Origin of the sequence: Motiliproteus sp. SC1-56, assembly GCF_017309075.1 — a bacterium.
GTDB lineage: Bacteria > Pseudomonadota > Gammaproteobacteria > Pseudomonadales > Balneatricaceae > Motiliproteus.
Genome location: NZ_JAEMGS010000019.1, coordinates 59,874 through 70,746 on the forward strand (window position 1 = coordinate 59,874; position 10,873 = coordinate 70,746).

General features: G+C 63.5%; 10 protein-coding genes. 9 read left to right on the top strand and 1 reads right to left on the bottom strand.

Translation table 11 applies throughout. The features are described from left to right. The first annotated feature begins 2 nt into the window (after positions 1-2). From JGZ97_RS16920 to JGZ97_RS16960, 9 genes are all read left to right on the top strand, one after another. The gene (locus tag JGZ97_RS16920; RefSeq protein ID WP_207063880.1) at positions 3-236 is read left to right on the top strand and encodes a hypothetical protein; all 234 of its coding nucleotides are present in this window, start codon (positions 3-5) and stop codon (positions 234-236) included. Further along, positions 233-823, top strand: a complete 591-nt coding sequence (locus tag JGZ97_RS16925) for a hypothetical protein (RefSeq protein WP_207063881.1) — start codon at positions 233-235, stop codon at positions 821-823. Before JGZ97_RS16920 ends, JGZ97_RS16925 begins: the two co-directional genes overlap by 4 nt. Then, positions 798-2,516, top strand: coding sequence for a V-type ATP synthase subunit A (locus JGZ97_RS16930; protein ID WP_207063882.1), 1,719 nt, complete (start codon positions 798-800; stop codon positions 2,514-2,516). Before JGZ97_RS16925 ends, JGZ97_RS16930 begins: the two co-directional genes overlap by 26 nt. Beyond that, positions 2,492-4,003 (top strand): V-type ATP synthase subunit B, encoded by a 1,512-nt coding sequence (locus JGZ97_RS16935; RefSeq protein ID WP_207063883.1) that lies wholly within the window; start codon positions 2,492-2,494, stop codon positions 4,001-4,003. The genes JGZ97_RS16930 and JGZ97_RS16935 overlap by 25 nt, the downstream gene beginning before the upstream one ends. Beyond that, positions 4,003-4,623, top strand: coding sequence for a V-type ATP synthase subunit D (locus JGZ97_RS16940; RefSeq protein ID WP_207063884.1), 621 nt, complete (start codon positions 4,003-4,005; stop codon positions 4,621-4,623). The genes JGZ97_RS16935 and JGZ97_RS16940 overlap by 1 nt, the downstream gene beginning before the upstream one ends. Further along, positions 4,620-4,946: a hypothetical protein gene (locus JGZ97_RS16945; protein WP_207063885.1), complete on the top strand. Its 327-nt coding sequence runs from the start codon at positions 4,620-4,622 to the stop codon at positions 4,944-4,946. The genes JGZ97_RS16940 and JGZ97_RS16945 overlap by 4 nt, the downstream gene beginning before the upstream one ends. Beyond that, positions 4,943-5,431 (top strand): hypothetical protein, encoded by a 489-nt coding sequence (locus tag JGZ97_RS16950; protein WP_207063886.1) that lies wholly within the window; start codon positions 4,943-4,945, stop codon positions 5,429-5,431. Before JGZ97_RS16945 ends, JGZ97_RS16950 begins: the two co-directional genes overlap by 4 nt. 196 nt (positions 5,432-5,627) lie before the next feature. Continuing rightward, positions 5,628-8,252: a phosphoenolpyruvate carboxylase gene (gene ppc, locus JGZ97_RS16955; protein WP_207063887.1), complete on the top strand. Its 2,625-nt coding sequence runs from the start codon at positions 5,628-5,630 to the stop codon at positions 8,250-8,252. A 1,016-nt stretch (positions 8,253-9,268) separates the two neighbouring features. Then, positions 9,269-9,664: a hypothetical protein gene (locus tag JGZ97_RS16960; protein ID WP_207063888.1), complete on the top strand. Its 396-nt coding sequence runs from the start codon at positions 9,269-9,271 to the stop codon at positions 9,662-9,664. Between the two features lie 766 nt (positions 9,665-10,430). Here the strand turns inward: JGZ97_RS16960 and JGZ97_RS16965 are convergent. Then, positions 10,431-10,873 (bottom strand): IS110 family transposase (locus tag JGZ97_RS16965; RefSeq protein ID WP_207063889.1); only part of this gene is annotated, 443 nt, incomplete at its 5' end.

The following is a 10,873-nucleotide window of genomic DNA, read 5'->3' on the forward strand; positions in this document are numbered from 1 at the left end:
CCATGAAGCTGGTCTGCCGCGCCGGCGAAGACCAGACGCTTCTTCTGCGTCTGGTTGGCATCACCCAGGCCGAGGGGATACCCGAGGAACTGTTGCTTATCGGCACCGATGACACGCCGCCACACCCCGACGCCCCTTACCTGAGGCTGCCCGACCCGCAAAATCCCGACGCTGAAAACGATGCCCTGGCCCGCCTGCTGGGACGCGCCATCGGCGCCGGTAAGGTGCACCTATGAACGACTTTCAGGACGATGGCCATCGCCTTGAACAGCTCCACGAGGACCTGGCCCGGAAGCTCAACGCGCAGCTGGAAGCCATCGACGTCGACTACCAGCAGCAGGCCCGGGAACTGCGAGAGAAACTGGAGAAGCGGGCCCGTCAACGGCAGCACGCCCAGCGCCAGGCCCATGAAAACCGATTACGCCAGCGGCAGCGCCATGTCGCGCGGGAAATCAGCCAACGCGAGCAGAAGCGCCTGTGGGATTTCCAGCAACACTGTGTAGACGAGATCATCCAAGCGGCGCGCCAGCGGCTGGGCGAACAGGCCCCGCCTGCCGACTACTTGCAACGCTGGCTGCCGGCGGCCACGCCGCGTCTCTCGGCCGGCGGCGAAAAGCGGCTGCGCCTGTCCCCGTCCTGGCACCAGGCCCTGGCCTCTCCGGGCCTTGCGGTTGCGGTCGCGCCCCTGCTGGGGGGCGCCGTCCTCGAAGATCCCCGGCATCACCTGGCAATCGACGGTTCCTGGGAGCAACGGCTGGAAACGCTGACGCCCGCCCTCTGGCAACGGTGGCTCGACGATGTCGGCGCACACGACCCAGATTAGCGGGCCGCTGGTGGTCTGTGACCACCCGGCCGAATTCGCCATGGGCGACCGGGTGGCCGTGGGCGACGTAGGTCTCGTGGGCGAAGTGATCCGCATCACCCCCCACGCCTGCTACCTGCAGGTGTACGAGGACACCACCGAGCTGAAAGTCGGGGAGCCCGTCACCGGCAGCGGGGGCGCGCTCTCCGTTGAGCTGGGCCCGGGCCTGCTGGCCAGTGTGTTCGACGGCATTCAACGCCCCCTGGAGCTGCTTCGCGAACGGGCCGGCGATGGCATCCAGCGCGGCATTCAGGCGCCGGCCCTGGACCGGACCCGACGCTGGACCTTTGAGCCCGCCCTGAAACAGGGCGCCGCGGTCAACGGCGGCGCGGTGCTGGGGCAGGTCAAGGAGACCCCTGCGATCACCCACAAGATTCTGCTCCCGCCCCACCTTAACGGCACCCTGGCCACGATCGCCGACAGGGGCGAGTACTGCCTGGAAGAGCCCATCGCCAGCGTGCGCGATGCCGGCGGCGAAACACACCCGGTGTACATGTTTCAGCGCTGGCCGGTGCGGATCCGGCGCCCGGTCAGCGAGCGGCTCTCCCCCGATACCCCCCTGGTCACCGGCCAGCGGGTCATCGACACCCTGTTTCCCATCGCCAAGGGAGGCTCGGCGGCCATGCCCGGCGGCTTCGGCACCGGCAAGACCGTGACCCAGCACAACCTGGCCAAGTGGTGTGATGCCGATGTGATCATCTACATCGGCTGTGGCGAGCGCGGCAACGAGATCACCGGCGTGCTCCAGGATTTTCCCCAGCTGCGCGATCCGCGTACGGAGCGCCCCTTGATCGAGCGCACGGTGATGATCGCCAACACATCCAATATGCCGGTGGCCGCGCGGGAGGCCTCGATCTATACCGGCATCACCATCGCCGAATACTTTCGCGACCAGGGCCTGGACGTGGCCCTGCTGGCCGACTCCACCTCCCGCTGGGCCGAGGCCCTGCGGGAGATCTCGGGGCGCCTGGAGGAGATGCCGGCCGAAGAGGGCTTTCCCGCCTACCTTCCCAGCCGCACGGCAGAGTTTTACGAGCGGGCGGGAAAGGTGCGTACCCTGGCCGGCGAGACCGGCTCGCTCACCGCCATCGGCGCCGTCTCCCCCCCGGGAGGGGACTTTTCGGAACCGGTGACGCTGCACACCCAGCGCTTCGTGAAAGCCTTCTGGATGCTGGACCGCAACCTCGCCTACGCCCGCTTTTTCCCGGCAATTCACCCCCTGGACTCCTATTCCGAGTATGCCGGCGAGCTGGCGCAGTGGTGGCAGAACCTGGAGCAGACCTGGCACGAGGATCGGAGTGCCCTGGTGGAACTGCTGCTGGAGGCCGACAAACTCAAAGGGGTTGTGCGCATCATGGGGGAAGAGGGACTCTCCGAGCGTCAGCGCAAAATGCTGCTGGCCGAACGGGTTATCAAGGAGGGCTTCTTGCAACAGTCGGCGTTCAGCCCCAACGACCGCTTTGCATCACCCCAGAAGCAGGCGGCCCTGCTGAGCGTGATCATGGGACAGGTGCGACGGCTGCTCGGCGACGAGACCCCGGCCGCCCAGGCGACCCGCCACTTCCAGCTGGATGCCCTGATCCGGCTCAAGGACGAACAGAGCTCGAAGGAGATCGAGGCAATCCGCGCATGGCCGAACACGAACCCCCGCTAGAGAGAGGCCCCGACCCGGTCATCTACACCGAACTGGAGCGGATCGAAGGACCGCTGGTGGCGCTGGTCACCGCACTGCCCGGCATCGGCTACGGCGAAGCGGTCGAGGTGGTGGACCGTGCCGGCGGACGCCGCCATGGCCGGGTCGTGCTGCTGGACGGAGACAAGGTCACCATCGAGCTGTTCCAGGGCACCACCGGACTGGGCCAGGACGGCGAACGCACCCGGTTTCTCGGCCGGCCCATCAGCGTGCGGCTGGACAAAAACATCCTCGGGCGTCACCTCAACGGCATGGGCGAGCCCATCGACGGCGGGCCGCCGCTCACCGGCGCCCTCTACAATATCAACGGCACGCCGCTGAACCCCACGGCCCGCAGCTATCCCCAGGATTTTATCCAGACCGGCGTCTCCGCCATCGACGCCATGAGCGCCCTGGTGCGGGGGCAGAAACTGCCGATTTTCTCCTCCTCCGGCCTGCCCCACGACCAGTTGGCGATCCAGCTCGCCCAGCAGGCGCGCATACGACCGGAACTTAGTCGACAGGAACTTAGTCGACCGGAACTTAATCGACAGGAAGTTAGTCACCCGGACGTTAGCAGGGAGGAACGCTCAAAAGAGCGCGAGGGGGAGCTGGTGGTGGTGTTCGCGGCCATCGGCGTCAAGCACGACGTGGCGGTGCGCTTCGCCCGGGAGATCGCGGGGCAGACGGTGTCGTTCATCAACCTGGCGGATGATCCGGTCATGGAGCGGCTGCTCACCCCGCGGGTCGCCCTCACCACCGCCGAGTACCTGGCCTTTGAGCTGGGCCTGCACGTACTGGTTATCCTCACCGATATGACCGTCTACGGGGAAGCCCTGCGGGAGGTCGCCACCGCCCGCGGGGACATCCCCTCCCGCAAGGGCTACCCGGGCTACCTCTACAGCGACCTTGCCTCGCTGTTCGAGCGGGCCGGGCGGATCAAGGGCAAGCCGGGGTCGATCACCCAGATTCCGATCCTGACCATGCCCAACGACGATATCACCCACCCGATACCGGATCTGACCGGGTATATCACCGAGGGCCAGATCGTCCTCTCCCGCGACCTGTTCCGACAGCGGATTTATCCCCCTATCAACCTGCTGCCCTCCCTCTCCCGCCTGATGGGCGACGGGGTCGGCGAGGGCAAGACCCGGGCCGACCACCACCCGCTGATGGACCAGCTCTACGCCGCCTATGCCCGCGCCGAGGAGGTGCGGATGATGACCCGGATCGTCGGCGAGGAGGACCTGACCGAAACCGACCGGGCCTACCTGGCGTTTGGCCACGCCCTGGAGCACCAGTTTATCGCCCAGGGTGAGAGCCAGGAGCGGGATATCGAGCAGAGCCTGGACCTTGGGTGGCGTCTGCTCGGCGGCCTGCCCCTGGAGGAGCTGACCCGGCTCAGCCGGCAGTTGATCGACGACCACCGATCCCTGCTGGAGCAGGGGCCTCCCGGGGAGCAGCCCTGATGCCGGGCCAGAATCAGCGCCCGTCCACCAAGGCCGAGCTGGTGCGGCTCAAGGCGGAATTGAAAGTCGCCCGCGACGGCGTCGGCCTGCTGGAGCGTAAGCGCGACCTGCTGATGGCCGAAGGCATTGCCCGGCTGCGCGAGGCGCGGGCGCAAAGGCGTGCCCTCACCGCAGACTGGGAAACGCTCTGGATGCACTGGGAGGCTGCCCGCAAACAGGCGCATAGCGCTCGCCTCGGCCAATTGGCCGCCAGGGTAGCGCCCCTCAACCGGGTCGCCGATCACAGCCACCCCTGGATGTCGACCCGCAGGGCCGCGTTCCAGTTGACGCCGCACGAGCTCGACCTGCTCGGCACGCCCAGCGAAGTGGGGATCGCACCGGAGCAGGTACGCGGTGAACTAAAATCCCTGTTGCCACCGCTGCTGGAACTGATGGCGTTAGAGACCAATGTGCGCCGGATCGCCGTGGCGCTAAAACGCTGCCACCGGCAGGTCAATGCCCTCAACCGGGTGGTCATCCCTGAACTGTCCGCCCAGAGGCGGCGGGTGGAACAGCGGCTGGAAGAGAAGGAGCGGGAGGCGATCTTTCAGGTGAAGCGGCTGAAGGCGCGGAGCCAATGAAACAACAGGAGCTTGAGGAGTTCGTAGAACGGCTGGCCGCCGCGGAGCGCGATGCTGTTGCCCGTATCCGCGAGGCCCGCGGCCAAACCCAACTGCGGCTGGATGCCCTGCGCCGCAAACTGGAGAACGAGCAGCAACGCACCGCCGAGGCGCAGCTAAAAAGCAACGAGGCGGCATTACGGCAGCTCGAATCCGAGTTGAAAACCCAGGCCCGCGCTGCAAGCGAGACCACGGAGCGCCGCATCGCCAACCTGCGCCGGCGGCAGAGGCGGATCAAGGCAGCCCTTGTCGACTGGCTGGTTGAACAGGTGAGCCGGCCATGAGCAGCGCTCTCCATACCCGGGTCCGCAGCCGCCCCACGACCCCGGCCGCCTTTGACCGGGAGCTGGCGTTGCTGCTGCCCTGGGTGCCCCCTGCCCTGCGTCCACTGATGATACGCCTGCGCACCTGGCGCCGCCGATACCAGGCCGCGGAGGCGGTCGAAGATCGCCTGCATATCGAACAACAGGCCCTGGCCGACCTGCAGCGCCCCCTCAGCTACCGTCCACGCTCACCGCTGGTGGACAGCCTGATTGAGCGGATCATCAAGGCCCGCCAGCACAGCCTGGCCGAACGCCGGCGCGCCCTGGCCGAAGGCACGGCTGACCCACAGCTCGACCGGCGCCTCTTCGGCGAACTGCTGCACTGGCTTGGCGAGCAACATCGCGAGCCTGCCCTCGCAGCCTTTTGCTCGCGCCTGCTCCTGGCCTGGTGGCGGGAGCGGGGAAGCGACGCCCTCCCTCTTGGCCACGGTAAGCTTCGACCTTGACAACGGCGGCGCGCAGGCGTCCCATCCCCCTTGACCCAGGCCCGTCGCCGCTCCGCAGGGGCGAGCCTCCGCGCTGAACCAGCCGTCATGTTGCGCGGCATGTATCACGTGGCGTCGATCGGCGCGGGGCCTCTATGCTGCACAGCAGCATTAAGCTAGGCTAATAAGCGGAAGTGTTTCGTTCAAGGAGACCGACATGGTGGATCTTCAGGCCCCCCTCAGGGATAACGTCCGGCTGCTGGGTAGACTGCTGGGGGAGACCATCTCCCGGGACCGCGGGCAGCCCTTTCTGGACAAGGTGGAGGAGATTCGCCAGCTGGCCAAGTCGGCCCGCAGCGGTGACGGCACCACGGACGCCCTGCTTGCCGCCCTCGGCGCCCTGGAGGAGCAGGAGCTGGTGCCCATCGCCCGCGCCTTCAGCCAGTTTCTCAACCTCGCCAACCTGGCCGAGGAGCATCACCGGGTACGGCGGCGCAACAGCCTGGTGGTCACCAAGCCCGATCCCCACGCACTGGACCAGGTGATCGACGAGACCCTCAAGAGCGGCGTCAGCCCCCAGGCGTTGTCGCAGCGTGCGGCGGAACTCAAGATCGAGCTGGTGCTGACCGCCCACCCCACCGAGGTCAACCGCCGTACCTTTATCCAGAAATACGAGGCGATGGCCGACTGCCTCGCGGCCCTCGACCAGGTGCACCCGTTGAGCAATCGCGGCCGGGACCTGCACGAACGCCTGCAGCAGCTGATCAGCGAGGCCTGGCACACCAACGAAATCCGGGGCCAGCGCCCCACCCCGGTGGACGAGGCCAAGTGGGGGTTCGCGGTGATCGAAAACTCCCTCTGGCAAGCGGTGCCGCAGTTCCTGCGCAACCTCGACCGGGAGCTGGTCCGCGTGGGCGGTACCCGCCTGCCCAGCGATGCGGCGCCGATCCGCTTCTGCTCCTGGATGGGCGGAGACCGTGACGGCAACCCCAATGTCACCGCCCGGGTCACGCAGCGGGTGCTGCTGCTGGCCCGCTGGATGGCCGCCGACCTGTTCCTGGGGGACATCTCCCGCCTGCTCCACGAACTCTCCATGAACCGCTGCAACGAGGCGCTGCGCGCCCGCGTGGGCCCGTCGGAAGAGCCCTACCGGGAGCTGCTGCGCCAGACCCGCGCCCGCCTGGTCGCCACCCGCGACTGGGCCCAGCGCTGCCTCCAGCAGGGCTGGCGACCGCCGGAGCAGGCCTACCTGTTCGACCAGGAACTCCGGGAGGTGCTCCTGCTCTGCGACCAGTCGCTGCGCGACTGCGGCATGGCCGAAATCGCGGACGGCTGCCTGCGCGACACCCTGCGCCGGCTGGCCTGTTTCGGCCTCAGCCTCGTGCGCCTGGATATTCGCCAGAACGCGGAGCGGCACACCCAGGTATTTGACGAGCTGACCCGCTACTACGGCCTCGGCAGCTACGCGGAGTGGAGTGAAAACGACAAGCAGGCCTTTCTGCTGCGGGAGCTGAACGACAAGCGCCCCCTGTTTCCCCGCCGCTGGACACCGAGCGAGGAGGCGCAGGAGGTGCTGGACACCTGCGAAATCATCGCCCATCAGAGCCGGGAAGCCCTTGGCACCTACGTGATTTCAATGGCTTCCCACCCCTCCGACGTGCTGGCCGTGTGCCTGCTGCTCAAGGAGTCGGGGGTGAATTTTGCCATGCCGGTCGCCCCGCTGTTCGAGACCCTCGCTGATCTCGACGGCGCCGCCGACTGCCTGCAGGCGCTGCTGGCGATCGACTGGTACCGCCAGTATATCGACGGCCACCAGGAGGTGATGATCGGCTACTCCGACTCGGCCAAGGACGCCGGCGCCCTGGCCGCTTCCTGGGGACAGTACCGGGCCCAGGAAGCCCTGACCCGGATCTGCCGCGAGCAGAAAGTGGAGCTGACCCTGTTCCACGGTCGCGGCGGCACCGTGGGCCGGGGGGGCGGCCCCAGCCACAAGGCGATCCTCGCCCAGCCGCCGGGCTCCGTTAACGGCAGCCTGCGGGTCACCGAGCAGGGGGAGATGATCCGCTTTAAGTTCGGCATGCCCGAGATCGCCGTGCGCAACCTGGAGCTTTATGCCGGCGCGGTGCTGGAGGCCAGCCTGGCGCCGCCCGAGCCTCCCCAGGACGCGTGGCGGCAACTGATGGACAGCATGGCGGCCGAGGCCCACCGGCTATACCGCCAGGTGGTCTGGGACACGGAGGATTTCGTACCCTACTTCCGCCAGATCACCCCGGAGCAGGAGCTGGCCAAACTGCCCCTGGGCAGCCGCCCCGCCAAACGGCGCCAGGACGGTGGCGTGGAGAGCCTCAGGGCCATTCCCTGGATTTTCGCCTGGACCCAGATCCGCATGATGCTGCCGGCCTGGCTGGGCAGCGGCGCCGCCCTGGAGCACGCGCTGAACGCGGATGAACCCCGGCTCGCCCAGATGCTCAAGGAGTGGCCCTTCTTTGAGACCTACATCGAGATGCTGGAAATGGTGTTGGCCAAGACAGAGCCAGACATTGCCCGCTACTACGAGCAGCGGCTGGTCGAGCCGGACCTGCAAGACCTGGGGCAGTCCCTGCGCGAAAGGCTGCAACGGGCCCGTGAGCAGATTCCCCGGCTCAAGCACAGCGATGCGCTGCTGGCCGACAACGACGTGGTGCGCCAGTCGATCGACGTGCGCAACCCCTACCTCGACCCCCTCCACTACCTGCAGGCAGAGCTGCTTTACCGGGACCGGCACAGCCCTACCCAACCGGTGGAACAGGCCCTGATGGTGACCATGACCGGCATCGCCACCGGCATGCGCAACACCGGTTGACGCGCTGACGCCGGCCACCGAGGCGTTGAGCGTGCGAACGGGACGCGTGCGGCGAAGGTCAAAAATGCCTTCGCCGCCGTCCTCGTCCCGATGTCAGAGGCATTAAAACAGGCCATTTATATTCCAGACTTGCCCACCGCCCGGTGCAAAATCGGGTGAAAAGGTGGCAAGCTGTAAAGGACCGGCTTTTGCGGACAGGGGTCGGGCGTAGGGGATCGTTCAGCGAACAAAGACGACCACTTGAGCGACCGGGACAGACGGAAAAACGTCCCCGATAGCAGACTCTCACGAGCGACCGGCCACAACACTCAAAAATAGTGTTTTTATACAGTGTATTTGCCAGCACGGGCAGAACTGGCGCGTTTTGTCAGCCAACCTGGCTCGTTTTTCACTGGAAACAGCACGCATAATCCAGCATTATCAACCCTTTAAGAAGGAGCGGCGCCGAGATACCGTGCCAGCCCAGCAAGATATATGAGCCGGCTCGTTTTCACAGGCAGAAGGTGTAACCTGATTCTGAGAAACTCCTTCCATTCAGCCTGTTAGCCTTGTCTATTCAGCGCATGAATACGGCAAAACGAGCCGGCTCAGTATTAAAATGTTAGAAGTCACCGATGGCATACTTTCTAGGATGGGTAGCACTTTTGCTGATAATCGTTGGCTCTACTTGCCAGTTGGCGGCATGGATTAAGCTAAAAAACTGCGCCAGTCACTTGCTATCGAAAGCGCAGGCATGGGAAGTGAAATGCCATCTATCAAAATGTTCGGAACATATCGAAATGGACTTAGGTGGGCCATATTGAATAAGGAAAGATTACTGCCTGCACAAAAGCATCTTACTGACCAGGTGATTACATTAGACAAGATTGCAATATGGAGTACCGTTACTTTGGTTGCTTGCTTGGCTTTCAATATGTTGGCGGGTAATTGAAAATGCTTCTAACAATTACATTAAGTCGCCCTTTGGGCTGGGACGCAGGCTACGCCAGCGCCCCTTATGAAACGCGTTATGCATCATGACTGAACGACAGAGTAAGAATGCCCGTTTCATTGCATCAGCCTTTAGTTTGCTTGGTGCGCTCCAGTTTTTAAGCGTCTGGTATCTAATGCTTTTCTATGCGCTGCCTGGAAAACAAAGCGTTTGGGTTGAGGCTTATGAGCAAGCCTCCTACTCGCTGTCAATCGAGAACCCAGAGCGCTGGCTTTTCTTCTCTACACTCGCGTCAATTTCTATTAGTTTTATCTGCTGCTTTCTCTTCTGGTTTGCTGGCTTAGGCCGCTTCGCAATGAGCCTTGTGGTTTTACACTCCGTTGCAGCTTTTTTTATTTATGACATCGATGCAACATTAATCCTCGCAATGCCATTAATCATGCTACCCGCGTACTTTTCGAGGAACCTGAAGAGTGCATAACAAGGCAGTCAACTTTACGCCCAGCTTCACTGGTCGCGGACTTCCGCTGCTACGCAGCTCCAGCCCGTTACTGCGGCGTTATATGGCAATGATATGCTGAAGTCACAATTAGAATTGCAAAATAACATTAGATATTTAAAGTCAAAATATTATTGGTCATGCTTGGCTGTTTGGAATATCGGTTGTGTTTTGGTTCTAGTGCTTCTAAACAGTTCTAATTATTGGATTTCGTTATCAGGCTTAGTTGTTTCCCTATCTGTCCTTGTTCCTTTATCAGGTTTGAGTTTTAAAGTTAGCTCAAACAAAGAGTTTCAAAAACGGGTATTAAAACCTGAAAAGCTAGATCGGTTTAACCATAACTTCTTCTTTCTGGTTGGTTGTGTCTTATGTATATTCGCAATTTGCAGCTTAGCTTTTTTAGTTTTCAGGGTTGCCATATAACAAGGCGCTCAACTTTCAGCCCAGCTGCGCTGGTCTTGGACTGTCGCTGCTACGCAGCGCCAGCCCGTTAGCGCGGCTACATGGACTCCCCCTGGCACCGCAAGGACTACACTGAGTCTGTAAGGTCTTCGGACTGCCGCTCTACATTCGGCCTGTTGTTGGGCTCTCTGCCCTGGCCATGATGAAACGCGCTGAACGGGCCCTCATTCGTTAGACGGCCTTTATGGCCTCCGCGCTAAACAGGTTTACCCGTTCTGGTCTGAGCCTTACGTCATCCGCTGCCCTCGCAATGTCCGGTGGGTGACTTTCGCGTTCGCCGCCCGCCTCAGGCGGCGAACGCTTTGTATTCTGTTCCTGATCGCAACATCGCCCAGATGATCCGGGCGTTTTTCGCGGCCAACGCCACGGTGGCGCGTTTATAGCCGCGCCGCTCGATCACCCCTTTGCACCACTGGCTCAGTCGATCCTGCTTGTCCGCCACTCGGGCCAGCACCGCGCGGGTGCCGTGCACCAGTAACGTTCGCAGGTAGGTGTCACCGCGTTTGGTGATTCGCCCCAGTCGGGGCTTTCCGCCGGTGGAGTACTGCCGTGGCACCAGCCCCAGCCAGGCGGCAAAGTCTCGAGCCTTGTCGAACTGCTGCGCGTTGCCCACCGAGGCGACGATGGCGGTGGCGGTCTGCGCACCCACCCCGGGAATGGTCATCAGGCGCCGCACCGTTTCGCTGTGTTCAGCCACGATGTCGAAGCAGCGCTCCAGGTCGTCGATCC